Origin of the sequence: Streptomyces sp. NPDC093591 (genome assembly GCF_044764885.1) — a bacterium.
Lineage (GTDB): Bacteria > Actinomycetota > Actinomycetes > Streptomycetales > Streptomycetaceae > Streptomyces.
In genome coordinates, this window is record NZ_JBIWIY010000013.1 from 263,858 (window position 1) to 289,458 (window position 25,601).

Consider the following 25,601-nt stretch of genomic DNA (forward strand, 5'->3'; position numbering starts at 1 on the left):
CTGCGTACCGGTCGCCGTGCGGTCGTCAGTCGGGCGTGGTGGACGAGTTCGTGAGGGTGTCGAGCTCGGCGGCGAGGTCGGGGTGGGCGGGTGTCAGGTGGGGACGGGTGGCGTCGAGGGGGCGGAGAAGGGCGGCGGGGTCGTCCTGGGCGAGGGCCGCGTGGAGTTGGCCGACCGGGTGACGGGCGGCGGCGGGGAGGTCGGGGAGGGCGGTGATCCGACCGGCGATACGGCGGAGGTCGGCGGCGTTGCGGCGGGCCCAGGTGGCGATGTTGCGGTCGGCGGCGCGACGCTCGCGGGTGGCCTGGACGCGTTGTTCGCCGGTGGTGCCGGCGGGGCCGGGCCGGTTGCGCAGATAGCGGCGCTCGGCGGCCTGGCGGCTGGCGACGCCGAGGGGGTGGGCGAGGTCGGCCCAGCTGGCGCCGGCGTCGCGGGCGGTTTCGATCAGCCCGGTCTCCCATCCGGCGAGCTGCTCGCGGATCCGCCGTAGCAGCAGGAGGGAGGCCAGGGCCTGCTCGGGGCCGGTGTGTTCGGCGTCGGTGGGGCCGGGAGGCTCGTGCTGGGCGGCGTGCAGAGCGTTCCCGATGGCTTCCAGGGCCGCCGCGGCGGCGAGAAACGAGGCCGGGGTCTGGCTGCCGGCGCTGGACGAGGCCGGCTGGTCGGCTGCTGCCATGGGCACCTCCCTGGAGGTTGTCATCCCGTTGTCATCCTTTCGACGACATCGTGTTTGTCATCCATTGGATGACATGTTACAACGGTTTCAGCGAGGCGCATTGGCAGCAGGTACTGCCCGAACCTTTTGGAGGTGTTTCGCGATGTTGATGCGCACCGACCCCTTCCGCGAACTCGACCGGCTGACTCAGCAGCTGATGAGCCCGGGCACCTGGACGCGGCCGTCCACGATGGCGATGGACGCCTACCGCGAGGGTGACGAGTACGTGGTGGCCTTCGACCTTCCAGGCGTCAGCACGGAAGCGATCGACATCGACGTCGAGCGGAACATGCTGACCGTCAGGGCCGAGCGGCGACCCGTGACGAAGGCCGACGACGTCCAGATGGAACTGTCGGAGCGGCCCCTGGGCGTCTTCTCCCGCCAGATCGTGCTGGCCGACACGCTGGACACCGAGCACATCAAGGCCGACTACGACGCCGGGGTGCTGACGCTGCGCATCCCGATCGCCGAGCGCGCCAAGCCCCGCAAGATCGCCATCGGCGGGGACTCCTCCCGCAAGGAAATCTCCGGCTGACCCGGGGCGACCCGGGCCGATCAGCGGCGGAGGACGGGCACCCGATCCGGGACTCCCCCGTCCTCCGCGCCCGCCGGGCTCGAGAAGGGTGGCGGCCGACGTGACCTTGCGATGGGACGCGTTCCTCGACCGTGTGAGGGAACGCGGCGAGTACGACAGCCGGCAGGAAGCGGAACGCGCGGCCCGCGTGGTGCTCGCCCTGCTCGGCGCACACCTGGTCGGCGAGGTGCGAGCCCAGCTGGCGGCGCGGCTGCCGGAGGACTTCGCCCTGATCCTGCTCAACCCGCTGCAGAGCGCCGAACCGCTGTCCCCGGAGCGGTTCGTGCGGGCGACGGCGGCCTGGATCGAGGGGGCCACCGACCGGACCGCGGCCTGGGACGTCGGCGCCGTTCTCAGCACGGTCGCCGACGCGGCCGGCGACGACCTGCTCAACCAGATCCTGCTCCAGCTCCCGGCAGGCTACGACCTGCTCTTCGGCCGACCCCAGCCCACCTGACCGGCCGCGTGTCCGCGCAGCCCGGCGGGCACCGGCAACCTCAACTACAGAAAGGCGAACACCGCAGTGATGTCCGACCGGCGTGCCCCGCTCCAGCACTCCTGCGCGATGACGTTCGAGCACATGCTGGAGAAGGTCCGTTACGAAGGCGCCTACCCCACCCGGGAACGGGCCGAGGAAGCCGTCCGCCTGGTCGTGGCGGGGCTCGGGCGCCGGCTGACGGGCGACGAACGCGTCGAACTGGCCGCCCGCCTGCCCCTCGAGGCCGCCCGCATCCTCACCGAACAGATCCCCGACACCCAGCCCCTCACCGGCTGGGCCTTCGTCAAGGACCTCGCCGCCCGGACCGGCGCCTCCCTGGCCACCACCCGCTGGGACACCGGCTCGGTCCTCACCACCGTCGCCACACTGGCCGGCCCCGAACTGCTCACCCGGATCCTGCACCAGCTCCCCCCGGGCTACGCGCTGCTGTTCGGCCGCGCCGAACTGACCCAGGCCGCCTGAGCCTGCGGCTCCCGGACCCGCGAGGGGCGGGGGTAGTCGGCGTCCGAGGGGGCGTCCTTGCTCCGGTCCGGTCCGGCGGTACATGACTCCCGTCCCCGCCCGGCGCCGGGGCTGCGAGCCCAGGCATGCCGGGCGGTACGCCGAACGCGTCGGCCGGGCGGGCCCCAGGCCGGGCCCGGCACTTCGCACCGGCGTGCGGCCGCCCGCCGCCGAGCGTCGCGGTCACCGTGGCGCCGCCGAGCGGGAAGGTCGCGACGCCCCCGTGGCAGGCGTCGGCCGCAGAGGACGGTGGCGAGCCCGGTCGGCGTCGGCCACCGGCCGGGGTTCGGGGCCGGCCCGGCGCCGGCCACCTCGCGGGCCCCGCACCGTTCCCGGCGCCCGCGCGCTCACTTGCGCAGTGCGGCCAGGGCCCGGTCGGCGTGGGTGTTCATGCGCAGTTCGCTGCGGACGATCTCCAGGACCGTGCGGTCCTGTCCTATGACGAAGGTGACCCGCTTGGTGGGGGCAAGCGAGAAGCCGCGTGTCACGCCGAAGCGGTCCCGGACCGTCCCGTCCGCGTCGGAGAGCAGCGGGATGCCGAGCGTGTGCCGGTCGGCGAACTCCTGCTGCCGTTCCACCGCGTCACCGCTGATGCCGACGGGCCGGGCGCCGACGGCGGCGAACTCGGCGGCGAGATCGCGGAAGTGGCAGGCCTCGGCGGTGCAGCCCGGGGTGAGGGCGGCGGGGTAGAAGAAGAGCACCACCGGCCCTTCGGCGAGCAGCCCGGTGAGGCTGCGGGTGGTGCCGGTCTCGTCCGGCAGCGCGAAGTCCTCGACCTTGTCGCCGACCTTCAGCTGTGCGCTCATGCCTGGGCCTCCGCACTCTTCGCGACCCCGCGGGCCCACAGCACGAGGGGGATCTGCAAGGGCAGCCGACCGATCGCGGCGGCCTTCTGCGGGGCGGGGCGGTGGCGCCAGTCGACGGCCATCTTCACGTTCGCGGGGAACACGCCGACGAAGAAGGCCGCCGTGGCCAGGGCGGCGGCCTTGCGGGTGCGCGGCAGCGCCACCCCGGCCGCCAGCGCGAGTTCGGCGACGCCACTGGCGTACGTCCAGGCCCGGGGCGTCCCCGGCAGGGCGCGCGGCACGGTCGCGTCGAACTGCCGTGGGGAGGTGAAGTGGGCGACGCCCGCGGTGGCCAGCAGGCCGGCGAGCAGCAGGGGTGAGCGTTCGGACCGGGGCACGGATCCTCCTAGGGTGATCTGCCGCCGGATGCTACCGGAGGGTAGATCACGGTCCGGCAGCCGCCCCGGGCGTCACCGGCCCTGCTCGGTGCGGCGGTTGTGGGTTCCGGGCGTGTACCCGAAGGACCGGCGGAAGACGTCGATGAAGGCGCTGGCGGAGGACCAGCCGCAGCGGTGGGCGACGGTCGTGACGGGCGTGTCCTCGGCGAGCAGCCGCAGCGCGTGGTAGAGGCGCGACTGGGTGCGCCACTGCGGGAAGGTCATGCCGAACTCGTGGCGGAAGAGCCGGCTGAGGGTGCGCTCGCCGGCCCCGGTCGCGGCGCCGAGCGCGGCGAGGGTGCGCGGGTCGGCGGGGTCGGCGTGGACGAGCGCGCAGACCGCCGCCAGGCGGGGGTCGGTCGGGGTGGGCAGACGCAGGGGCTGCTGCGGGGAGGCGCGCAGCTGGTCGCGCAGGACGGCGAGCAGTCGGCGGCGCTCGGGGCTGTCGTCGGCGGGGTCGCGGGTGTAGGCGAGGATCAGCTCGCGCAGCAGGGGGCTGACGGCGAGGACGGTGGGGGCGGCCAGGCCGAGCGAAGCGAGATGGGGGTGCCCCCGGACGGAGTCTGGGGGAGGGTTGTCGTCGGCGGGGAGGCCGACCAGGTGCAGGTCGAGGTGGCCGTGGGCGCGGTGCGCGTGGACGGTGCCCGCGGGGACCCAGATGGCGCGGTTGCCGGGCGCGAACCAGGTGCCGGCGTCGGTGGTGACGGCGAGGACACCGGAGCCGGCGTAGACGATCTGGTGGTCGTCGTGCCGGTGCGCGTCGATGCGTTCCCCGGCGGCGAGGACCTGGGCGCGGGTCGGGGCGGTCGGGTCGTGGCGGATGTTCGACACGAGAAGGCAGATTATCGAAAGCGGGCAATGGTCCGGCCCGGCGACGATCGCAGGGTGTCCACGAAACGCAACCGAGCCATCACCCTGCTGTCCTTGGGCCACGCCTGTGTCGACGTGTACCAGGGCGCCGTGGCGGCCCTTGTCCCGTTCTTCGTCGCCGAGCGCGCCTACGGTTACGCCGCCGCCTCGGGCATCGTGCTCGCGGCCTCCTTGCTGTCGTCGGTGGTGCAGCCGCTGTTCGGGGCGCTCACCGACCGGTGGGCGATGCCGTGGCTGCTGCCGCTCAGCGCGCTGACGGGCGGGGCCGGGGTCGCGCTGAGCGGGGTCATGGGTTCCTACGCGCTCACGCTGGCGGTGGTGGCCGTGTCGGGCATCGGGGTGGCCGCCTATCACCCGGAGGCCGCCCGCGCGGCCCGCGATGCCGCATCCGGCAGCCATACGGCGATGGGGTGGTTCTCCCTCGGCGGGAACGTCGGTTTCGCGCTGGCCCCGCTGCTGGTGGCGGCGGTGGTCGCCACCGGTGGTCTGGGCGCCACTCCCCTGCTGGTGGTGCCGGCCGTCGTGGGAGCGGCCCTGTGCGCGGCAGCGGTCCGCTCGGCCGGAAGCCGTGGGGTCGTCGCGGGCAAGGTCGGGGAGGCCGGCGCGGACGACTGGGGGTCGTTCCTGCGGTTGTCCGGCGCGGTCGTGTGCCGGTCGATCGTGTTCGCCGGACTGAGCGCGTTCGTCTCGCTGTACGTCCGCCAGCGCACCGGTGGCGGTGCCGTGGCCGGTACGGCCGCGCTGTGCGTGCTCTACGTGGGCGGCGCGGTGGGCACCGTGGCCGGGGGACGGCTCGCCGACCGGTACGGGCGGCTGGCGGTCGTACGCCGGGCCTACGTGCTGACGGTGCTCGCGGTGGCCGGAGTGGTCCTCGTTCCCGGTCCGGGCGTGTATCTGTTCGTCGCGTTGACGTCGGCCGGGCTGTACGTTCCGTTCTCCCTGCATGTCACGCTCGGTCAGGACTACCTGCCCCGGCGGGTGGGCACCGCGAGCGGTGTGACGCTGGGGCTGACGGTGAGCGTGGGCGGTCTGTTCGCTCCGGCCGTCGGAGCGCTGGCCGACGCCACGTCTTTGCGGACCGCGCTCGCCACGCTCATCGCCCTGCCCGCGCTGGGGCGGCTGCTGCTGTGCGGGCTGCGGGAGCCGGCGCCGCCCGGAAGGGCCGCCCCGGCGGCGGGACCGTCCGGGCACCGCCCACGCACGGCATCGGCGTGACCGGTGCCCGTGCGGTTCGGTCAGGCGGAGCCGGCCGGTGCCGACGGCTGTGGCTCGGTGTCCTCGTCGATGGCGTGGGCGAGGAAGTCGTCGACCATGCGGTGGAAGAGGGTGGCCAGTTGGCCCAGCTCCTCGGAGGACCAGTCGGCCAGGGCGAGTTGCATGCCGCGGGCGCCGGCCTCACGCACGCGGGCGATGGCCTGCCGGCCGGCCTCGGTGAGTTCGATGCGCTGGGCGCGGCGGTCCCGGGGGTCGGGGACGCGGGTGACGTAGCCGGACTTCTGCAGCTGCTGCACCGTACGCGTGACGTGCGAGGCCTCCACACCGAGCCGGGCGGCCAGCTCCCCGGGGCGCAGCGATTCCGAGTCGGCGACCTGGCGCAGCAGCGCCACGGCGGCCCGGTCCAGCGGCACACCGGCCAGGGCCATGAGCCGCTCGTGCTGCCGGGCGCGCGTGCTCAGGTAGGTGATCCGGGTGAGCGCACGCTCTATCTCGATCACTTCCGGGGATGCGGGCGTGTCGGGGAGTTCGGGGAGAGGTGGTGTGGCCATGGGGAACCACGTTACCCTCTCGTTGCGTAACTCAACTAATTTGGGAATGGGGTTCACACGGCGCCCGCCCTGCGCTCCTTTCCCAGCAGCCAGGCCAGATACGCGCCACCGGCCACGCCCGTCACCACGCCGACCGGCAGGAGGGCCGAGCCGGTGACGCGCTGTGTGGCCAGGTCGGCGGCGGACACCAGGAGCGCGCCCATCCATGCGGCGGGCAGGACGTTGGGGCCGGCGGCCCGGGTGACGCGGCGGGCGAGCTGGGGTGCGGCCATCGCGACGAACGGCACCGGTCCCGCGGCGGCGACCGCCATGGCCGTGAGACCGGTCCCCGCGCACAGCAGGACCAGTCGGCTGCGCTCGGGCGGGACGCCGAGCGCGCCGGCCGTGTCGTCGCCCATCTCGAGCAGGGTCAGGCGCCTGGCGTACCCGAGGACGACCGGCATCAGTGCCACCAGGCCGAGCGCGGCGATGCGGACGTCGCCCCAGTCGCGGGCGTTGAGCGAGCCGATCATCCAGCTCGCCGCCTGGGCCGCCTTGCCGATGTCGGCCCGGACGTACAGGAAGCTGGTGGCCGAACCCAGCACCGCGGAGGCACCGATGCCGACGAGGACCAGCCGGTATCCGTGCACGCCCCGCCGCCAGGCCAGCAGATACACGCCGGCGGCGGTGGCGAGGCCGCCGCACACCGCGCCGATCGCGGTCTGGGCGTCCCCCGCGTCGAAGAGGATGATCGCGACGAGGGCCCCGGCGGAGGCGCCGTTGCCGAAGCCGGTGATGTCGGGGCTGCCGAGCGGGTTGCGGGTCAGCGACTGGAACACCGCCCCCGCCGCGCCCATCCCGAAGCCGACCAGGACCGCCACGAGGGCGCGGGGCAGGCGCAGGTCCCGCACGATGAACCCGGCGCCCGGCGGGCCGTTCCCGGCGAGGGTGCGTACCACCTCCGGCGGGGACAGCTCGTAGGTTCCGGTGCCGATGGCGAGCACCATGGCGCACGCGGCCAGTACGGCGATCACCGCGCAGACCAGCAGGGCGCGTGTGTCGTAGCGCAGGGACCAGCGGCCGGTGCGCAGCAGGCCGCGCCGCGGCACCGGGCCCGCGTTCCGGGTGAGCGTCACAGGTGGGCCGCCTTCCGCTGCCGGACCAGATGGATGAAGACGACTCCGCCCAGGAAGGCGGTGACCGTGCCGGCCTCGATCTCCGAGGGCGGTACGACGACTCGTCCGACCACGTCCGAGACGAGCAGCAGCGTCGGCGCGTACAGCGCGCAGTACGGGAAGAGACGGCGCGGGTCGGGGCCGCAGAACGCGCGGGCGGCGTGCGGGATCATCAGGCCGACGAAGCCGATCGGCCCGCACACGGCGGTCGCTCCCCCGCACAGCAGCGTGATGGCGAGGACCGACAGCAGGCGGGTGCGCCGGATGTGGGTGCCCAGGGCACGGGCGTGGTCCTCGCCGAGCGCCACGGCGCCGAGCGGGCGGGCCAGGGCGAGGGCGAGGAGGGCGCCGGCCGCGAGCAGCGGCGCCACCGTGACCAGCAGCGCGGGGTCCCGTTTGGCGAGGGTGCCCACCGACCAGTACCGCATCTCGTCGAGGGTGTCGAGGTTCCACAGCTGCAGGCCGTTGACATAGCCGAACAGGGCCGCGTTGACGGCGGTTCCGGCGAGGGCGAGGCGGACCGGGGTGGCGAGGCGTCCGCCGCCCAGGGCACTGACGGCGGTGGCCGCGAGGGCGGCGCCGGCCAGGGCGAACCACAGATGGCCCGTGAACGAGGTGATGCCCAGCAGGCTGATCGCGGTGACGACGGCGGCGGACGCGCCCGCGTTCACCCCGAGCAGCCCGGGATCGGCGAGCGGATTGCGGGTCAGCGTCTGCATGACGGCGCCACCGACGCCGAGCGCCGCGCCGACGGCGGCCCCGATGAGGGTGCGGGGCAGCCTGAGGTCCCGCACGATCTCGTCGTTCGCGGTGCCGGAGGGCGATACGAGCGCCGACCAGACCTGGTCGAGCGGTATCCGCTGGGCACCCACGGCCAGCGACAGCGCGGCCGCCACGAGCAGCAGAACCAGGCCGAGCAGCAGGCCCGCCGCCCAAGTGGAGGCCCGAGTGCGGGGTTTCCCTGTGGAGTCGGCCGGGTCCGGACGGTCTAGTCCCTTTGGAGGATGCGTTCCCGAGAACATGTGCTTAGCTTAGGCTAACCTAAGTCGAGTTGTTGACGATTTCATTGACAGTTCTACGACGTGCGTGCCCGCATCCCCGCGATGCGCGCCCGGTTCGCCCGCAGTCGGCGACGAGAAGAGGAGAGATGCCCGTCCTGGAAACCACTCAGCCGCAGGCCGAACCCCCCGGTACCGGCACACGCCCGGTCCGCGTCACCGGTCCGCGCGTCGCCCGCCTGGCGGACTGCCTGAGCGCGGCCGACGACGCCCGGCGCGCGGCGCTGACGGCGGAGTTCTGGAGCGAGGTGGAACGTCTCGGTACCCCGCTCGTCGAGGAGCTGGAGGGCGAGCCGGATCACCTGGCCGTCACGTTCCTGTGGCGAGGGCACCGCGCGACGCGGCAGGTGCTGCTGCTGGCCAACCGCATCATCGACCGCGACCGTCTCGCCGGCGCCCTCCTGGAGCACCTGCCGGGTACGGACGTATGGCACCTGGGTCTTCGGCTGCGCGCCGACCACCGCGGCTCCTACCGGCTGGCCGCCGACATCTCGCCCAAGGCACCGCCCACGGACCCGGACGCCCTGCAGCAGCGGCTGCGCTCACTCTCCGCGCACGCCGCCCGGGACCCCCTCAACCCGCGTACCGTACCCACCCGTTGGAGCCCCCTGCCCAGCTCCGTCTTCGCACTGCCGCAGGCCCCGGCACCATCCTGGAGCGGGCGGCGCGGCGGCGTTCCGGCCGGTCGGGTGGAGCGCCACCGGGTGGCCTCCGCGACACTGGGCGGCCACCGGGACACCTGGGTCTATCTGCCGCCGGGCCACGACCCGGTGAGAGACGCCCCGTTGCCAGTCGTGGCACTGTGCGACGGCGACATGTGGTTCGGCCGGCTCGGGTTCCAGCACACGCTGGACGCGCTGGTCGCGGACGGGGCGCTGCCGCCGCTCGCGGTGCTGGCGCCGGACGCCGTGGACCGCCGTACCCGCTCGCGTGAACTCGGCGCCCGCGAGGAGTTCGTGTCGTTCCTCGCCGACGAGCTGCTGCCCTGGGCGGCGGGGCGCTGGTCGCTCGGCACCGACCCGGGGCGGACCGTGGTGGCGGGGCAGAGCCTCGGCGCGATGACCGCGCTGTACGCCGGCCATCTGCGGCCCGACCGGTTCGGCAACGTGCTCGCCCAGTCGGCGTCGCTGTGGTGGCGGCCCGGGCTGCCGCCGGGCAACGGCCCCCAACCGCCGGTCTTCGGCACCCCCTGGCTCGTCACCCGCTTCGCCGCCGCCGGACCGCGCCCCGTCACGGTCCATCTGGACGTCGGGCTGCACGAGGGCTCGATGATCGAGCACAGCCGGGCCCTGTACGACGTGCTGCGCTCGGTCGGCTATCGGGTCACCTACGACGAGTTCAACGGCGGCCACGACTACGTGTGCTGGCACGGCGCGCTGGCCGACGGCCTGGTGCGCCTGCTGGGCGGCGCCTGAGCCCGGCCCTTCTCCCTCACCCTCTGCCTCACCCTTCTTTCTCTCGCTTTCAAGGAGCTGTTCCGCCATGTCCTCTGCACGTGCCTCTCGCAGGACGGTCCTGACGTCCGCCGCCGCCGTCGTGACGGGAGCGATGCTCCTGACCGGCTGCGGCAACGACGACGGGAGCGACACCGCCTCCGGCAAACAGGCGAGCACGCGTCAGGTCACCGACGCCACCGGGCGCGAGGTGGAGGTGCCGTCGGCGCCGCGGAAGGTCGTCACGCTGAGCGAACCGACGCTGGACGCGGCCCTCGCCCTCGGGGTCGAACCCGTCGGCGCCACCGCGGGCCGCGGTCAGCAGGGCGTGTCCTCGTATCTGGCCGACAAGGCGAAGAACGCCCAGGTCGTGGCGACCGTCGCGGAGGCCGACATGGAGAAGGTGGCCGCGCTCCAGCCCGACCTGATCCTGCTCGACGAGACGACCGCGGTGAAGAGCGAGGTCACCAAGTTGCAGGCGATCGCGCCGACCGTGGTCACCGCAAAGCTCAACCAGGACTGGAAGAAGGCGTTCACCGCCACCGCCGAGGCGCTCAACAAGGCGGCTCAGGGCGAGAAGATCCTCGCGGACTTCGACACCGACGTCGCCGCCACGAGGAAGAAGCTGGGCGCGAACGCCGGCGCGGTGGTGAGTGTGGTGCGCTGGCAGAACGGGGCCCCGTCCGTGGTGGGCAAGGGAGTCGGGCACGTGGGCTCCACGCTCTCCACGCTGGGGCTCGCCCGGCCGAAGGACCAGCAGGGCGCCAGTGCCGGGCACAGTGAGCCGGTCAGCCTGGAGAAGCTGTCCACCATCGACGGCGACTGGCTGTTCTTCGGGGCCCTCGGTGACCGGGCCGCCGGTGAGAAGGCGTACGCCGAGGCGAAGAAGGTTGCGGGCTTCGGCAGGCTGAAGGCCGAGAACGAGGGGCACGTCGTCGTCATCGACGGGTCCGCGTGGAACAGCGCGGGCGGCCCGCTGGCGGCTCGCGGCGTCCTCGACGACCTCACCAAGGCACTCGCCTCGTGAGCGCGGAACTCGCCGGCCGCCTCGCCCTGGTGACCGGGGCGGGCCGGGGCATCGGCGAGGCGGTGGTCGCCGCGCTCGTCGAGCAGGGCGCCCGGGTCCTCGCCACCGACCTGCTGCCGGACGGTGTCGAGGCGCTCGCCGCCCAGCACGGCGACCGGGTCACCGCCCGCACCCTCGACGTCAGCGACGCCGTCGCCGTCGAGGCCCTGACCGACCACGCCGAGCGCGCCCTCGGCCCGCTGGACATGGCCGTCAACGTCGCCGGAATCATGCGCAGTTCACACGTCGTGGACCTCACCGACGAGGACTGGGCGGCCACCTTCGCGGTCAACGCGGGCGGCGTCTTCCATGTCTCACGCGCGGCCGCCCGCCGGATGGCCGAGCGCGGCCACGGCAGCATCGTCACCGTCGCCTCGAACGCGGCCGGCGTCCCCCGCTCGGGCATGGCCGCCTACGCCGCCTCGAAGGCCGCCGCCGTCATGTTCACCAAGTGCCTGGGCCTGGAGGTGGCCGCCAGCGGCGTGCGCTGCAACACGGTCTCCCCCGGCTCCACCCTCACCGACATGCAGCGCGCCCTGTGGACGACCGCCGACGAGACGGCCGCCACCCGGCACGTCATCGAGGGCGACCTGGCCACGTACCGCACCGGCATCCCGCTCGGCCGGATCGCCGATCCCGCCGACATCGCCGACGCGGTCGTCTTCCTGGCCTCCGACCGGGCCCGCCACATCACCATGCACGACCTGTACGTCGACGGGGGCGCCACCCTGCGGGCCTGACCGGCCCCTCGCCCCTGCCGCCGTGCTCTCCTCCACTCGAGCACTGGAGACACTCATGTCCATCACTGTGCACGCCCCCTTCGCCCCACCGGTCACCCCCGGCGCGGCCACCTCCCTCCTCGACGCCTACCGCCTCACCACGGACCGGTTCCTGGCCACGCCCCACCGCACCCTGCTGGGCCGCGGCACCAGCGCCGAAATACCCGACGGCACCGGCCCGTTGACGCACCGGGTACGGGACGCGCTCGACGCGCTGCGCCGCCCGGGCGCCCCCGCGCCGGTCGTCGTCGGCTCGCTGCCCTTCGCGCCGGACGCCCCGCCCGCGCTGGCGGTCCCGGACATGGTGCACTGGGCGCCGCCCCTGCGCGAGGACCCGCTCATCGCGCTGCCCGTCGCCCCCGACGGGGCCCGGCCCGACTGGCGGGTCACGGAAGTACCGACGCCCGAGCGGTACGGCGAGACCGTGGCCGCCGCCGTCGAGCGTATGCGCGCCGGGGAGTTCGACAAGGTCGTGCTCGCCCGGACCCTGGAACTGACCTCCGCGCGTGAGCCCGACCTCCGCGCCATGCTGCGCCGCCTGGCCCACCGCGACCCGGCCGGCTACACCTTCGCCGTACCGAGCGGTCCGGACCGCACCCTGATCGGCGCCAGCCCCGAGCTCCTGGTCGCCCGGCAGGACGGCCGCCTGACCGCCAACCCGCTGGCCGGGTCCGCGCCGCGCAGCACCGACCTCGCCGAGGACGTGCGCCGGGCGGTGGCGCTGCTGGAGTCGCCGAAGGACCTGCACGAGCACGCCGTGGTCGTGGCCGCCGTACGCGAGGCGCTCGCGCCGTACTGCTCCCGTCTGGAGGTGCCCGAGCGGCCGACGCTGGTGCGCACCGCGGCGATGTGGCATCTGTCGACCACGGTCACCGGAGAGCTGACCGACCCGGACACGACCGCGCTGGACCTGGCGGCCGCGCTGCACCCCACACCGGCGGTGTGCGGCACGCCGACCGATGTGGCCCGTGCCGTGATCGCCGAGTCGGAGCCCTTCGACCGGGGCCCGTACACGGGCATGGTCGGCTGGCAGGACGCGGACGGTGACGGCGAGTGGGTGGTGACGATCCGCTGCGCCGAGGCCGAAGGGCGGACGCTCCGGCTGTTCGCGGGCGCCGGGGTGGTCGCCGAGTCGGCGCCTGAGGCGGAGACGGCGGAGACCGCCGCCAAGTTCCGCACGTTCCTGCACGCGGTGGGGGCGGCGCTGTGACCGTCACCCCGGGCGTGGACGCGCCCACCTGGCCCGAGGAGTTCGCCGCGCGCTACCGGGCGGCCGGCTACTGGCGGGGGGAGACGTTCGGCGGCATGCTGCGCGAGCGCGCCGCCGACCACCCCCACCGCCTCGCCCTGATCGACCCCGCTCCCGGGCGCCGTACCTGGACGTACGGCGAACTCGACGCGCGCGCCGACCGGCTGGCCGCCGGATTCGCGGCCCGCGGGATCGCCAAGGGCGACCGGGTCGTCGTACAGCTCCCCAACGTCGGCGAGTTCGTGGAGGTGGTCTTCGCACTCTTCCGCATCGGCGCGCTGCCCGTGTACGCGCTGCCCGCCCACCGCGACACCGAGATCGGCCACTTCTGCTCCTTCACCGAGGCGGTCGCGTACGTCGTGCCCGACGTGCACGCCGGCTACGACCACCGCGACCTCGCGGCGCGGGTGCGGGGGGAGTCGCCGAGCCTGAAGCACGTCTTCGTGGTGGGCGATCCGGGCGAGCACACGGCGCTGTCCGAGGTGCCGTGCGACCCGGCGGGGCCGTTCGACGGGCCCGAGCCGCACGAGCTGGCGTTCCTCCAGCTGTCGGGCGGCACGACGGGGGTCTCCAAGCTCATCCCGCGCACCCACGACGACTACCTGTACTCGGTGTGGGGCTCCAACGAGATCTGCGGCGTCGACGCGGACACCCGGTTCCTCGTCGCGCTGCCCGCCGCGCACAACTTCCCGATGAGCTCGCCCGGTTGGCTGGGCGTGCTGTACGCCGGGGGCACGGTGGTGCTGTGCCCGAAGCCCGATCCGGCGACGGCGTTCCCGCTGATCGAGCGGGAGCGGATCACCATGACGGGGCTGGTTCCGCCGCTCGCCCTGGTGTGGACGGAGGCGGGTGCGACGACGCCGTACGACCTGTCCAGCCTGCGGGTGGTGCTGGTCGGCGGTGCCAAGTACAGCGAGGAGGCGGCGCGGCGACTGCAGCCCGCGCTGGGCTGCCGGCTGATGCAGGTGTTCGGGATGGCCGAGGGGCTGGTCAACTACACGCGGCTGGACGACGACGTCGAGACCGTCGTCACCACGCAGGGCCGGCCCATCTCCCCCGACGACGAGGTCCGGGTCGTCGACGACGCCGGGAACGACGTCCCCGACGGTGAGCCGGGACACCTGCTGACCCGGGGGCCGTACACGATCCGCGGCTACTGGCGGGCGCCCGAGCACAACGTCCGCGCCTTCACCGAGGACGGCTTCTACCGCACCGGGGACCTGGTGCGCCGCACCCCGACCGGTCATCTGATCGTCGTGGGGCGGGCCAAGGACCAGATCAACCGGGGCGGCGAGAAGATCGCGCCGGAGGAGATCGAGAACATCATCCTCGCCCATCCGTCCGTGCACGACGTGTCCGTGGTCGCGGTGCCCGACCCGTACCTCGGGGAACGCTCCCTGGCCTATGTGATCCCGCGCCGGGGCGCCGAGCCGCTGAAGCCGGTCGCCGTCAAACGGTTCGTGCGCGAGCGGGGCGTCGCCGCCTACAAGGTCCCCGACCTCGTCGAGTTCGTCGACGCCTTCCCGCAGACGGGCGTCGGCAAGGTCAGCAAGAAGCACCTGCGGTCCGCCGCCGAGCAGTCCTGAGAGTTCCGAGCGTTCCGAGAGCCCCGAGCGTTCCGAGGTTCCGAAGTTCCGAAAGGCCCCTGTTTCCATGGCACTTCCCGCCATTTCCCCCTACCCGCTCCCCGTCGCGGACGAGTTGCCCGTCAACCGCGTGTCGTGGACCGTGGACCCGGCGCGCGCCTTACTGCTCGTCCACGACCTCCAGCACCACTTCCTGTCCGCGTTCCCGGCCGGCGCCCAGCCCCTGACCGGCCTGCTCCGCAACACCGCCCGCCTGCTGAAGGAGGCCCGCCGACTCGGTGTGCCGGTCGCCTACTCGGCCCAGCGAGGCGGGCAGACGCCCGAGGAACGCGGGCTCCAGCTGGACTTCTGGGGGCCCGGCGTCGCGGACGACGCCGACGCCCTGGCCATGCCCGCGCAGGTCGCCCCGAGGCCCGGTGACACCGTGCTGACCAAGTGGAAGTACAGCGCGTTCGTCCGCACCGAACTCGACGCGCTGCTGCGGGAGTCGGGCCGCGACCAGCTGGTGATCGTGGGCGTGTACGCGCACATCGGCGTCCTGATGACGGCCGCCGACGCGTGGAGCCGGGACATCCAGGCGTTCGTCGTCGCCGACGCCGTCGCCGACTTCTCCCGCGCCGACCACGACATGGCCCTGCGCTGGGCCGCCGGCCGCTGCGCGGTCGTGACCACCACCGACGTGCTCTTCAAGGAGGCCCGAGCCATGGCGCTCACCCTGGATCAGATCCGCCAGGACGTCGCCGAATGCCTCGGCGAGGACCCCGCGGACATCCCCGTCGACGAGAACCTCGTCGACCACGGCCTCGACTCGGTCCGCATCATGACCCTGCTGGAGCGCTGGCGCCTCGTGCACGACGTGGAGGCGGACTTCGCGGACCTCGCCGAACAGCCGGCCATCTCGGCCTGGGCGTCACGGCTGGGGGTGGCATGACCGTCACGCTCGCACCCGAGACCGTACTGCCGCTGACGGCGGCGCAGTCGGGGATGTGGTACGCGCAGGCCCTCGATCCGCTCAGCCCCGCGCAGAACACGGCGGAGTGCCTGGAGATCGACGGCCCGCTGGACGCGGACCTCTTCGCCGCGGCCCTGCGCCGGGTGACGGCGGAGGCCGAGGCCCTGCGCGTGGTGGTCGAGGACTCCCCCGACGGTCCCGTTCAACGCGTCCTTCCCGACATCGAGTTGCCGCTCACCGTGCACGACCTGCGCTCCACGGCCGACGCCGAGGAGCGGGCCGAGGCGTGGATGCGCGCCGACCTGGCCGAGCCGTGCGACCCGAGCACCGGCCCGCTCTTCCGGCACGCCCTGTTCCGTGTCGGTGAGGAGCGCTGGCTGTGGTACCAGCGCATCCATCACCTCGTCATGGACGGCTACGGCTACTCGCTGCTCGTGCGGCGCACCGCCGAGGTGTACTCGGCGCTCGCCCGCGGTGAGGAGCCCGCGCCCCGCACGTTCGGCCATCTGGCCGACCTCGTCGAGGACGATGCCGCCTACCGTGCCTCGCCGGCCTTCGCGGCGGACCGCGACCACTGGCGGGAGGCGTTCGCCGACCGTCCGGAGGCACCCCGGCTCGCCGGCCGCGGCGCGCTGCCCTCGCGGACGTTCCTGCGCCGTACGGCCCACGTGGGACCGGCGGCCACCGAGCGGTTGCGCGAGCTCGCGACCCGGCTGCGGGCCACCTGGCCGGACGTGCTGATCGCCGCTCAGGCCCTGTACACCTCCCGCGCGAGCGACCGCTCGGACGTGGTGCTGGGCCTGCCGATGATGGGCCGCATGGGCTCGGTGGCGCTGCGTGTGCCGGGCATGGTCATGAACGTGCTGCCGCTGCGGCTGACGGTCTCGCCGGAGGCGAGCTTCGCCGAGCTGGTCCGCCAGGTGGTCCTCGGCATCCGCGAGGTGCGCCGCCACCAGCGGTACCGCTACGAGGACATCCGCCGCGACCTCGGACTGCTCGGCGAGACGCGCGGGCTGGTCGGCCCGCTGGTCAACGTCATGCCGTTCGACTACGGCGTCACGTTCGCGGGTGCGTCCGCCCGGGCCCGGAACCTGTCCGCGGGCCCCGTCGACGACCTGACGGTCAACGTCTACGACCGCGCCGACGGCCGCGGCCTGCGCGTCGACCACGACGGCAACCCGGCCCTGTACGGCGACACCGAACTGGCCGCGCACCAGGAACGGTTCGTGCGTCTGCTGGAGCGGCTCGCCGAGGCGGACCCGCATCTGCCGCTCGCCGCCCACGGCATCGCGACGCTCGACGAACGGGCCTTGGTCCTCGACGAGTTCAACCGCACGGATCGCGCGCTGCCGCTGACCACCCTGATCGGTCCGATCGAGTCGCGGGCCGCGCGGAGCCCGGACGCACCGGCCCTGGTGTACGGGGACACCACCCTCACCTATGCAGAACTCGACGTACGCGCCAACCAGTTGGCCCATCACCTGCGGTCGCTGGGCGCCGGGCCGGGCGCGGTGGTGGCGGTCTCGGTGCCGCGTTCGGCGGAGCTGGTGGTCGCGCTGCTGGCCGTGCTGAAGGCGGGGGCCGCGTATCTTCCGCTGGACCCGGACTATCCGGCCCAGCGGCTGGCGTTCATGCTCCAGGACGCGGAGCCGGTGTGTGCGATCACCGACCGGGCGGGCCGTCTCCCGGAGGGCACCGGGGCTCCGTCGGTGGTGCTGGACGGGCTGGATGTGTCGGCGTACCCCTGGGTGACTCCGGGGCGCGCGCTGACGCCCGCCCATCCCGCCTACGTCATCTACACCTCGGGCTCCACGGGCCGCCCGAAGGGCGTCGTCGTTCCGCACGGGGCGATCGACAACCGGCTGCGCTGGATGCAGCACCAGTACCGGCTGACCGCCGGGGACCGGGTGTTGCAGAAGACACCGTCGTCGTTCGACGTGTCGGTGTGGGAGTTCTTCTGGCCGCTGCGTGAAGGGGCGGCGCTGGTCGTCGCCGAGCCCGGCGGGCACAAGGACCCCGTCCACCTGGCCCGGCTGATCCGCGAACAGGCGGTCACCACCTGCCACTTCGTGCCGTCGATGCTCCAGGTCTTCCTGACGGGGCCGGACGCGGCGGGCTGTGCGGGCGTCCTGCGCCGGGTGTTCTGCAGCGGTGAGGCCCTGCCCCGCGAGACCGCGAACGCCTTCGCGCGCCTGCTGCCGGACGTCGAGCTGCACAACCTGTACGGGCCGACCGAGGCCGCCGTCGACGTCACGTACCACGCCTGCGATCCGCAGGACCGCGGCCCGGTGCCGATCGGGCGGCCGGTGTGGAACACCCGGCTGTACGTCCTCGACGCCGGCCTGCAACCGTGCCCGCCCGGCGTGCCGGGCGAACTGTACCTGTCGGGCGCGCAGTTGGCCGACGGATATCTCAACCGTGCCGAGCTCACGGCGACCCGCTTCGTGGCCGACCCGTTCGGTCCCGCGGGCAGCCGGATGTACCGGACCGGCGACCTGGCCCGCTGGACGCAGCGGGGCGAGGTGGAGTACCTCGGCCGGACCGACCACCAGGTGAAGCTGCGCGGCCAGCGCATCGAACTCGGCGAGATCGAGGCCGCGTTGGCGGCACAGCCGGGGGTGGAGGGCGCCTGTGCCCTGGTGCTCGACGACCGGCTCGTCGGCTATGTGACGGGAGGGGCGGACCCCGCCGCCGTACGCGCCGCGCTGGCACGCGAACTGCCCGAGCACATGGTCCCGGCCGCCGTCGTCGCCCTCGACGCGTTCCCCTTGAGCCCCAACGGGAAGCTGGACCGCCGTGAGCTGCCCGCGCCGGTCTTCGCCGGCGGCGAGGGCGGGCGGCGCCCGGTCACCGCGCGCGAGGAAGCGCTGACGCTGCTGTTCGCGCAGGTGCTCGGCGTCGAACAGGCCGGGCCCGACGACGCGTTCTTCGACCTGGGCGGCACCTCGCTGCTCGCGGTGCGGCTGGTGGCCCGGGTACGGGAGGAGTTCGGCGTCGAGCTGACCATCGGCTCACTGTTCGAGGCTCCTACGCCGGCCGCGCTCGCCGCCCGGCTGGCGGACACGGGACCGGCGTCCGGGGACGCGCTGGACGTCGTCCTGCCGCTGCGCCCCGAGGGAGACCGGCCGCCGCTCTTCGCCATCCACCCGGCGGGGGGTATCGCCTGGTGCTACGCGGGGCTGTCGGCCCGGCTGGGTTCCGGGCAGCCGGTGTACGGCATCCAGGCCCGCGGCCTGGCCGACGACGAGCCGTTGCCGCGCACCCTGCGGGAGGAGGCCGAGGACTACGTCCGGCGGATCCGCGAGGTCCGGCCGCATGGGCCGTACCGGCTGCTGGGCTGGTCGGTCGGCGGGGTCCTCGCGCACACCGTGGCCGTCCTGCTCCAGGACGCCGGGGAGCGGGTGGAGCTCCTCGCCCTGCTCGACGCGTTCCCGGCCGAGCAGTGGCGGGAACGGCCCGTGCCCGAGGAGGGCGACGCGCTGACCGCGGTGCTGCGCATGGCCGGGTTCGACCGCACGCACGAGCGCACCCGCGACGACGTGCTGGCCACCCTGCGCCGGGCGGGCAGTCCGCTGGCGGGTCTGTCCGAGCACACCCTCGCGCGGATCGTCGACATCGTGCCGAACCACGCCCGCATGATGCGCGAGCACCACCACCGCCGCTACGAGGGTGACGTGCTGTTCTTCACGGCCGCCGCCCCGCGCCCCGAGGACTGGCTGACCCGCCGGGCCTGGCGCCCGCATGTGAGCGGCGCGATCGAGAACCACGACCTGGACTGCACGCACCCGCAGCTGCTGCGGGACCGGCACCTCGACGAGATCGCGGCGCACCTCACCGCCCGGCTGAAGGAGCTCGGCACATGACCCGCGAGTGCGGCCCGTTCGATTCCGGTCACCAGCAGCTGGTGCTGGAGGACGGCGAAGGACGGCTGTCCCTGTGGCCGGCCTGGCGGGCTGTCCCGTCCGGCTGGGCGGTCCGTTTCGGTCCGGCCCCGCACGAGGCGTGTGTGCGCCGGGTGGAGGCGGGCCGGGGATGACGGCGGCCGGGCGGCGGTCCGTCGGGTCAGCGGCCCAGCAGTTCGACGAGTCCGTCGGCCAGTTCCGTGCGCCAGCACAGGTAGTCGTGTCCACCGTTGAACTCCCGGTAGGAGGAGTCGTGATAGCCGAGAGCGGCGAGGGTGTCACGCAGCCGCCGGGCCGCGGGCAGGGCCACCCACTCCTGCTCGCCGAAGGAGAGCCGGAAGCGCACCGGAAGCCGGGGCAGTCCGGCGAGGGTGCGGGTGAACCACTCCGCTTGCGGGCCGACGGGCCACCAGAAGGAGCCCGACTGCACGAGCGCGTTGCCGAACCGGTGCGGGGCGACGACGGCGGCGTAGGCGGCGGTGAGTCCGCCGAGGCTCTGTCCGGCGACCACCGTGCGCGCCGGGTCGTCGGTGAGGGGCAGCCGCCCGGCCGCCCAGGGCAGCAGTTCTCCGGTGAGGAAGTCGACGTACTCGGGTCGGCAGGACAGCTCCGCCCAGCGGGTGGCCTCGTCCCCGGCGTCCGGCAGGACCGCGGCGACGGGCGGGATACGGCCGTCGGCGATGAGGGCGTCCAGGAGCCGGGAGAGCCCGAGCCTGGGCTGCCAGTGCTCGCCGTCGAACAGCACCAGGACCGGCAGCTTCTCCGACTGCGCTGCGGTGAGCGGTGGTCGGTACAGCCAGACGCGTCGGCGCGCGCCCAGGTGCTCGCTGTCCACCTCGTGCTCGGTGACGGTGCCGTGGGCGAGGTCCGGCCGGGGCTCCCGGTCCGCAGTGCGCGGAGCGGCCGGGAGTTCGGCGAAGGACACGGCACCGCCGTCCCAACGGTGGGGCAGCGTACGGGTGTTGAAGGGGTCGGTGCGGCGGCGGGTGCGCAGCCAGGACCAGTAGGCCGGGGTGCCCGGGGCGGGGCCGTCGCCCTCGTCGACGTAGAGGTCGTAGGTGCCGCGCCAGTCGTGGCGCAGGCGCAGGGTCCAGTGCCAGACGTCGGTGCCGGGGACGCGCTCCATGAGGTTGCCCTCGGGGTCACGCGGGTCGCCGAGCTTGTTCGGCAGGACCTGCACGGCACGGGTGGCGGGGGTGCCGCGCCACAGGAACGTCACGGCGTGGTGCTCGGCGCTGCCCTGCGGGTCGGGGCCCGTGCACGGAGTGCCCCGGCGGCGGACGTCGGCCCAGAATTCCGCGACGCCGTCCGGCCCGGGCAGCGCCGCGGCCGGGGTCCGCAGCCGGGGCACCGGGCGGGGCCGCGCCATACGGGGCGGGTGGCGCGGGGCTTCGCCGGGGGGAGGGGGCACGAGCATGGGCGGCGGACTCCGGACGACGGGGCGGTTCTTGCGGTTAGGCCACCCTAACCTCCCGTTGCCGGCCAGGAGTGGCCCCCGTGACCCGCCACACACAGCTCCGGCCCAGTGGGCACCGACCGGCCCGAACAGGCCTTGCTCCTCCAACTGTTCTCTCATCCACAGCAGTTGACTCAGCATGACCTCATCCGTCCGCACCACCCGCCGTACGGCCCTCGCCGCGGCCGTCGCCGTCGCCCTCACCGCCGGGAGCACCGTGGCCCTGTCGGGCACCGCCGCGGCCGGGACCACCGAGTCGGCCGTGACCACCGCGCCCCTGGTGCGGGGCCTGTACCAGTCGGCGTACTCCGAGCGCAATGACGCGCTCTGGGTCACCGTCTCCGTGGGCCGCCCGCCGGTCACCGACGCCACGACCGGCGCCCGGGAGGCGGTGTACGGCGTCGCGGTCGACGACGAGCACAACACGGTCTGGGTGACCAACACCCGCGACGACACGGTCGCCGTCTACAGCCAGCGGACCGGCGCGCACCTGGCCACCCTGCCGGACGTGGCGCACGCCCGCGAGATCGTCGTCGACGAGCGGCACGACACCGTGTGGGCGAGCGGGTTCGGCGACGGCAGCGTCGTCGCCTTCGACTCCAAGACCTTCGAGGAGAAGCGGCGCATCACCGTCGAGGGCGCCGGCCCGGCGGGCCTCGCCGTGAACGAGTCCACCGGCACGGTCTACGCCTCCGACCTCAACGGCGACCGGATCATCGAGGTGTCCGCGAAGTCGGACACGCCGAGGTTCGTCCCCGCCGGTGACGGCCCGATCTCCCTCGCGCTGTCCGCCGACGGCCGTACCGCGTACACGGCCGACCAGAGCGCCGGGACCGTCTCGGTCGTCGACCTCGCCGCAGGCGCCGTCGCGAAGTCGGTGGCCACGGGCGCGGGCGCGCTGTCCGTCGCCGCCGTCGACCGCGGCGGCAACGTCCTGGTGGTCAACCGCACGGCCGCGAACGTCACGGTCGTCGCCCCCCGGGCGGCCTCGGTCGTCGGGACCGTCGCCACGGGCGCGAACCCCAACCATGTCGAGGTGGCGGGCCGCACGGCGTACGTCGTCGACAAGTCCGGCGCCGGTGCGGGCGGAGAGGACCAGGTCACACGCATCCGCGTCGGCGGCTGAAAGGCGCCGGGGCCCGGCGGACATCTGTGGTCCGCCGGGCCCCGGTCAGGTACGGCACGTCAGGCGGATGTTCCGCCCGCCAAGGCCTCGGCCCGCGGCTGGGACGGCACGGTCCCGCCCCAGTCCGCGCCCGTCGCGATCGCCTGCCGCCACCGCCGGATCGCCTTCGGCGGCATCCCAACGGCCAGCGCCCCGGTCACCTTCTCGCCCCTGCGGTAGGCGGCCACGAACCGGCCCTGCGCCAACTCGCCCTCCACGACGGCGACTTCGTCATGCCCGCGGAGATACCCGTACGCCTGGATCTTCATGTCGTACTGGTCGGACCAGAAGTACGGCACCGGCCCGAACGATGTGCGCGCGTCGGGGTCGAGCAGGTTGCGGGCCGCGGCCATGCCCTGCTCGGCGGCATGAGTGCGGTGCTCGATCCGCATCGGCAGCCCGAACAGCCGGTTGTACCAGCGGGCGACGTCCCCGGCGGCGTACACGTTCCGCGCGGCCTCGCAGTACTCGTCGCACACCACGCCGTCGCCGACGGTGAGCCCGCTGCCGTCGAGCCACTCGGTGTTGGGCACCGAGCCGACCGCGATCAGCACCTCGTCCGCCTCGACCAGTTCGCCGTCGGCGAGCCGCACGCCGTCCCCGGTCACCTCGGTCACGGTGGCCCCGCAGCGCAGGTCCACGCCCCGGTCCCGATGGGCGCGCGTCAGCACCTCGCCGACCTGAGCGCCGACGGCGTGGGCCAGCGGCACCGGGGCCGGTTCGAGGAGCGTCACCTCGCAGCCCAGCCGCCAGGCGACGGCGGCGGCCTCGGCCCCGAGGAACCCGGCGCCGACCACGACCAGTCGCCTGCCCGGCGCCAGCCGGTCCCGCAACCGCACCGCGTCGTCCAGGGTGCGCAGCACATGCCCACCCGCACCGGGCAGCCGTCGTGGCCGCACTCCGGTGGCCAGGATCAGCCCGTCGTACGGCACCGTCGAGCCGTCGGCCAGCTCCACCGTCCTGTCGGCGAGTCGCAGTCCGGACGCCGGCACGCCGAGGCGCAGGTCGAGGTCGAGGCCGGCCAGGTGGTCGGGGGTGCGCAGGGCCAGCCGCCCGGGCTCCCACTCGCCGGCCAGCACTTGCTTGGACAGCGGCGGACGGTCGTAGGGGGCGAGGGGTTCGTCGCCCACGAGGGTGAGCGTGCCGTCGTAGCCCTCGCGGCGGAGCGTCTCGGCCGCCGCGAGCCCGGCGGCCGAGGCGCCGACGACGGCGATGCGCCTCACTGGTCCACCAGCCTGATCGCGGCGGCCGGGCAGATCGCCACGGCCTCGCGCACGTCGTCGAGGTGTTCGGTTGCAGGCCGCTCGTCGAGCAGGATCGCGATCCCGTCGTCGTCCTGGTCGAACACGTCCATGGCGGCGAGCACGCACTGTCCGGACGCGACGCACTTGTCGGCTTCCAGCTCCACCTTCATGGTCGGTTTCCCTTCTGCACAGGCGGTTGTTGTCGATTCGGTGGGTGGTTGCGCGGCCGTCACCAGGAGACGGGCAGCTCGTGGACGCCGTAGATGAACGCGTCGGTCTTGAACCGGACGTCCTCCGGCGCGCAGGCCAGCTTCAGCGTCGGGATGCGCTTGTAGAGGGTGCCGTAGACGACCTGGAGCTCCATGCGGGCCAGCGGCTGGCCCAGGCACTGGTGGACGCCGAAGCCGAAGGCGACGTGGCGGCGGGCGTCGCGGGTGAGGTCGAGGCGGTCGGGGTCGGCGAAGACCTCGGGGTCGCGGTTGCCGATCTCGTTGACCATGATGACGCCCTCGCCGGCCTTGATCACCTGGCCGCCGATCTCGATGTCCTCGGTCACCGCCCTGCGCCGGCCCAGATGGGTGATGTGGAGATAGCGCAGGAGTTCCTCGACCGCGGCGGCCACGAATTTCGGATCGTCGGTCTCTTGCAGCAGGGCGAGCTGATCCGGGTGCCGGAGCAGGGCGAGGGTGCCGAGCGCGATCATGTTCGCGGTGGTCTCGTGGCCCGCGATCAGCAGGAGCAGGGCCATCTCGGTCGCCTGCTGGTGCGTGAGTTCGCCGGCCGTGATGCGCGCGGCGATGCTCGAGAGCAGATCGTCCTGCGGCTCGGCGAGCCGCTTCCCCAGCAGGCCGGCCAGATAGCCCGCGACCTCGCGGCTCGCCGCACCCCGTTCTTCGGGCGTGGCGGTCGTACGCACCATCGTCTTGGTGTTCTCCTGGAAGAACTCGTGCTCCTCGTACGGCACTCCCAGCAGCTCGCAGATGACCAGTGACGGGACCGGCAGGGCGAACACGTCCACGAGGTTTACCGGGCCGGGGCCGGCGAGTATGTCGTCGATCAGGCCGTCCACGATGCGCTGCACGGCGGGCCGCAGCGCCTCGACCTTCTTGACGGCGAACGGGCCCGTCACCATCCGGCGCAGCCGGGCGTGTTCGGGGTCGTCCATCATGATGAAGCTCAGCTTGCCCTCGCCGGCCTCGGGGCCGGCCTTGGTCGGATAGCCCGGCTGGTCGGTGTCGGCGCTGACGCGCCGGTCGCCCAGCAGGGCGCGCTGCTCGGCGTACCGGGTCACGAGCCAGGGCTCACTGCCGTCCCACAGCCGCACCTTGGTCAGCGGCCCTTGTGCCTGCAGCTCCTTGAGCGCGGGCGGCGGGTCGAAAGGGCAGCGGGAGGACCTCTGCATCGGGAACTCGGGGACGGAGTCGGGCACTTGGTGCGCGGGACCGGTCAGGGAGGTGTCGGCCATGGTTCTCCTCGGACGTGGGGGGGGCTCCGGTCGGCGTGGAGCGCCGGGGCGAAGGGTGTCGAGGCCTCGATGAGCACATGCAAACAGAGGGGTCTGACGCCTTCCGGTCAGTTTCCTGACAGGAGGCTGACGTGGCCCAGATCACACAGGCGGACGTCAGGAACCGCTCTCGGCCCGGCCCAGCCCAGCCAGTAACCGAAGCCGCGGCGCGTGTGGATCAGCGCCGGGTCGTCGCCCCGGTCCACCTTGCGGCGCAGACGGGAGACGAGTTGCTCGATCGCGTTGTCGCCCCGGTGGTCGTCCCAGACATAGCGGCCGATCTGTTCCTTGGACAGCACCCGGTGCGCGTTGCCCAGGAGATGACGCAGTAACCGGTACTCCGCGGGCGTGAGGTCGAGCGACCGCGTCCCGCGCCGGGCCCGGCACACGGTGTCGTCCAGCACGAGGTCGCCGTACTCCAGCGGGTTGCCCCTGGGCGGGCCGGGGCGGGGGCCGCGCAGCAGCACCTGGATCCTGGCGAGGACTTCGGCCACCCGGAACGGCTTGGTGACGTAGTCCCGCTCCCCCAGGCCGAGTTCGGGCACGAGCCGGTGCAGATGCTCGTACTCGGTGAGGAGGAGGACGGGCGGGCGGTGCGGGAGGGCGGGCCGGCGCTCCCGGCCGAAGTTCGCCATGTCCGGCAGGGTGGTGTCGAAGACCACCAGGTCGAAGCGGTGCCGCGCGACGCGGGCCAGCGCCTCGGCGCCGGTGCCGCTGAGACTGATCCGGTAGCCGGCCAACTCCAGGGTGGTGGAGAGCAGTTCGGCGAGGCCGGGCTCGCCCGCGACCACCAGGACGTGCTGGCCGGCGCCGCGCGCGAGGGCGGGTTTGTCGCCGGGGGTGCTGTCCAGGGGCGCCGGCGTCCGCCGAGGGCTCATGACCGGCCCCGTCCGGCGCCGCGCCGGCGGC

Annotated in this window: 25 protein-coding genes and 1 pseudogene; 14 read left to right on the forward strand and 12 right to left on the reverse strand. The window is 73.7% G+C overall.

The window, feature by feature from the left end; all coding sequences use genetic code 11:
• Positions 1-25: 25 nt before the first annotated feature.
• Positions 26-673: a type III effector protein gene (locus tag ACIREI_RS27335; protein ID WP_403337888.1), complete on the reverse strand. Its 648-nt coding sequence runs from the start codon at positions 671-673 to the stop codon at positions 26-28.
• 142 nt (positions 674-815) lie between these two features.
• Here ACIREI_RS27335 and ACIREI_RS27340 point away from each other — a divergent pair, with 142 nt between their 5' ends.
• The 3 genes from ACIREI_RS27340 (at position 816) to ACIREI_RS27350 (ending at position 2,247) form a co-directional block, all read left to right on the forward strand.
• On the forward strand, positions 816-1,247 hold the full coding sequence (locus ACIREI_RS27340) for an Hsp20/alpha crystallin family protein (protein ID WP_403337891.1): 432 nt from the start codon (positions 816-818) through the stop codon (positions 1,245-1,247).
• A gap of 100 nt (positions 1,248-1,347) precedes the next feature.
• Positions 1,348-1,743, forward strand: a complete 396-nt coding sequence (locus tag ACIREI_RS27345) for a DUF2267 domain-containing protein (RefSeq protein ID WP_403337893.1) — start codon at positions 1,348-1,350, stop codon at positions 1,741-1,743.
• Between the two features lie 69 nt (positions 1,744-1,812).
• Complete coding sequence (locus ACIREI_RS27350) at positions 1,813-2,247, forward strand: DUF2267 domain-containing protein (protein ID WP_403337895.1); 435 nt, start codon at positions 1,813-1,815, stop codon at positions 2,245-2,247.
• 386 nt (positions 2,248-2,633) lie between these two features.
• Here the strand turns inward: ACIREI_RS27350 and ACIREI_RS27355 are convergent, their stop codons facing one another.
• The 3 genes from ACIREI_RS27355 to ACIREI_RS27365 all read right to left on the reverse strand — a co-directional run bounded on the left by ACIREI_RS27355 (position 2,634) and on the right by ACIREI_RS27365 (position 4,339).
• Positions 2,634-3,092 carry a peroxiredoxin gene (locus tag ACIREI_RS27355; RefSeq protein WP_403337897.1) on the reverse strand — a complete coding sequence of 153 codons (459 nt, stop codon included), beginning with the start codon at positions 3,090-3,092 and terminating at the stop codon, positions 2,634-2,636.
• On the reverse strand, positions 3,089-3,469 hold the full coding sequence (locus tag ACIREI_RS27360; protein WP_403337900.1) for a DoxX family protein: 381 nt from the start codon (positions 3,467-3,469) through the stop codon (positions 3,089-3,091). Before ACIREI_RS27360 ends, ACIREI_RS27355 begins: the two co-directional genes overlap by 4 nt.
• Positions 3,470-3,541: 72 nt before the next feature.
• Positions 3,542-4,339 carry a helix-turn-helix domain-containing protein gene (locus ACIREI_RS27365; protein WP_403337903.1) on the reverse strand — a complete coding sequence of 266 codons (798 nt, stop codon included), beginning with the start codon at positions 4,337-4,339 and terminating at the stop codon, positions 3,542-3,544.
• Positions 4,340-4,366: 27 nt separating this feature from the next.
• Between ACIREI_RS27365 and ACIREI_RS27370 the strand changes: the two genes are divergently transcribed.
• Positions 4,367-5,593, forward strand: a complete 1,227-nt coding sequence (locus tag ACIREI_RS27370) for an MFS transporter (RefSeq protein ID WP_403337906.1) — start codon at positions 4,367-4,369, stop codon at positions 5,591-5,593.
• 20 nt (positions 5,594-5,613) lie between these two features.
• Here the strand turns inward: ACIREI_RS27370 and ACIREI_RS27375 are convergent, their stop codons facing one another.
• Genes ACIREI_RS27375 through ACIREI_RS27385 form a run of 3 tightly spaced genes read right to left on the reverse strand, consistent with a single transcriptional unit; the run spans position 5,614 to position 8,320 of the window.
• A complete protein-coding gene (locus ACIREI_RS27375) occupies positions 5,614-6,144 on the reverse strand; it encodes a MarR family winged helix-turn-helix transcriptional regulator (protein WP_403337908.1) in 531 nt (176 codons plus the stop codon).
• Positions 6,145-6,197: 53 nt separating this feature from the next.
• Entirely contained in the window at positions 6,198-7,259 is a 1,062-nt protein-coding gene (locus ACIREI_RS27380) for a FecCD family ABC transporter permease (protein ID WP_403337911.1), read from the reverse strand.
• Entirely contained in the window at positions 7,256-8,320 is a 1,065-nt protein-coding gene (locus ACIREI_RS27385; protein WP_403337914.1) for a FecCD family ABC transporter permease, read from the reverse strand. Before ACIREI_RS27385 ends, ACIREI_RS27380 begins: the two co-directional genes overlap by 4 nt.
• Positions 8,321-8,445: 125 nt before the next feature.
• On the opposite strand from ACIREI_RS27385, the gene fes (ACIREI_RS27390) reads away from it, so the two are divergent.
• From fes (ACIREI_RS27390) to ACIREI_RS27430, 9 genes and pseudogenes are all read left to right on the forward strand, one after another.
• On the forward strand, positions 8,446-9,771 hold the full coding sequence (gene fes / locus ACIREI_RS27390) for an enterochelin esterase (RefSeq protein WP_403337916.1): 1,326 nt from the start codon (positions 8,446-8,448) through the stop codon (positions 9,769-9,771).
• Positions 9,772-9,838: 67 nt separating this feature from the next.
• Positions 9,839-10,816, forward strand: coding sequence for an ABC transporter substrate-binding protein (locus ACIREI_RS27395; RefSeq protein WP_403337919.1), 978 nt, complete (start codon positions 9,839-9,841; stop codon positions 10,814-10,816).
• On the forward strand, positions 10,813-11,595 hold the full coding sequence (locus tag ACIREI_RS27400) for a 2,3-dihydro-2,3-dihydroxybenzoate dehydrogenase (protein WP_403337921.1): 783 nt from the start codon (positions 10,813-10,815) through the stop codon (positions 11,593-11,595). The genes ACIREI_RS27395 and ACIREI_RS27400 overlap by 4 nt, the downstream gene beginning before the upstream one ends.
• 55 nt (positions 11,596-11,650) lie before the next feature.
• Positions 11,651-12,844 carry an isochorismate synthase gene (locus ACIREI_RS27405; protein WP_403337923.1) on the forward strand — a complete coding sequence of 398 codons (1,194 nt, stop codon included), beginning with the start codon at positions 11,651-11,653 and terminating at the stop codon, positions 12,842-12,844.
• Positions 12,841-14,469 carry a (2,3-dihydroxybenzoyl)adenylate synthase gene (locus ACIREI_RS27410; RefSeq protein ID WP_403337926.1) on the forward strand — a complete coding sequence of 543 codons (1,629 nt, stop codon included), beginning with the start codon at positions 12,841-12,843 and terminating at the stop codon, positions 14,467-14,469. The genes ACIREI_RS27405 and ACIREI_RS27410 overlap by 4 nt, the downstream gene beginning before the upstream one ends.
• 67 nt (positions 14,470-14,536) lie before the next feature.
• Positions 14,537-15,163 (forward strand): annotated as a pseudogene (locus ACIREI_RS27415) (isochorismatase family protein); the annotation flags it as partial.
• Positions 15,164-15,172: 9 nt separating this feature from the next.
• Positions 15,173-15,400, forward strand: coding sequence for a phosphopantetheine-binding protein (locus tag ACIREI_RS27420; protein WP_403338038.1), 228 nt, complete (start codon positions 15,173-15,175; stop codon positions 15,398-15,400).
• On the forward strand, positions 15,397-19,284 hold the full coding sequence (locus ACIREI_RS27425; RefSeq protein WP_403337928.1) for an amino acid adenylation domain-containing protein: 3,888 nt from the start codon (positions 15,397-15,399) through the stop codon (positions 19,282-19,284). Before ACIREI_RS27420 ends, ACIREI_RS27425 begins: the two co-directional genes overlap by 4 nt.
• A complete protein-coding gene (locus tag ACIREI_RS27430; protein ID WP_403337931.1) occupies positions 19,281-19,457 on the forward strand; it encodes an MbtH family NRPS accessory protein in 177 nt (58 codons plus the stop codon). The genes ACIREI_RS27425 and ACIREI_RS27430 overlap by 4 nt, the downstream gene beginning before the upstream one ends.
• Before the next feature lie 26 nt (positions 19,458-19,483).
• Here the strand turns inward: ACIREI_RS27430 and fes (ACIREI_RS27435) are convergent, their stop codons facing one another.
• Positions 19,484-20,740 carry an enterochelin esterase gene (gene fes / locus ACIREI_RS27435; protein ID WP_403337934.1) on the reverse strand — a complete coding sequence of 419 codons (1,257 nt, stop codon included), beginning with the start codon at positions 20,738-20,740 and terminating at the stop codon, positions 19,484-19,486.
• Positions 20,741-20,918: 178 nt separating this feature from the next.
• On the opposite strand from fes (ACIREI_RS27435), the gene ACIREI_RS27440 reads away from it, so the two are divergent.
• The gene (locus ACIREI_RS27440; protein WP_403337937.1) at positions 20,919-21,905 is read left to right on the forward strand and encodes a YncE family protein; all 987 of its coding nucleotides are present in this window, start codon (positions 20,919-20,921) and stop codon (positions 21,903-21,905) included.
• Between the two features lie 59 nt (positions 21,906-21,964).
• Here the strand turns inward: ACIREI_RS27440 and ACIREI_RS27445 are convergent, their stop codons facing one another.
• From ACIREI_RS27445 to ACIREI_RS27460, 4 genes are all read right to left on the reverse strand, one after another.
• Positions 21,965-23,167 carry an NAD(P)/FAD-dependent oxidoreductase gene (locus ACIREI_RS27445; RefSeq protein ID WP_403337940.1) on the reverse strand — a complete coding sequence of 401 codons (1,203 nt, stop codon included), beginning with the start codon at positions 23,165-23,167 and terminating at the stop codon, positions 21,965-21,967.
• Positions 23,164-23,358, reverse strand: a complete 195-nt coding sequence (locus ACIREI_RS27450; RefSeq protein ID WP_403337943.1) for a ferredoxin — start codon at positions 23,356-23,358, stop codon at positions 23,164-23,166. The genes ACIREI_RS27445 and ACIREI_RS27450 overlap by 4 nt, the downstream gene beginning before the upstream one ends.
• A gap of 59 nt (positions 23,359-23,417) precedes the next feature.
• Positions 23,418-24,653, reverse strand: a complete 1,236-nt coding sequence (locus ACIREI_RS27455; protein ID WP_403337946.1) for a cytochrome P450 — start codon at positions 24,651-24,653, stop codon at positions 23,418-23,420.
• A 107-nt stretch (positions 24,654-24,760) separates the two neighbouring features.
• Positions 24,761-25,570, reverse strand: coding sequence for a response regulator transcription factor (locus tag ACIREI_RS27460; RefSeq protein WP_403337949.1), 810 nt, complete (start codon positions 25,568-25,570; stop codon positions 24,761-24,763).
• Positions 25,571-25,601 lie beyond the last annotated feature (31 nt).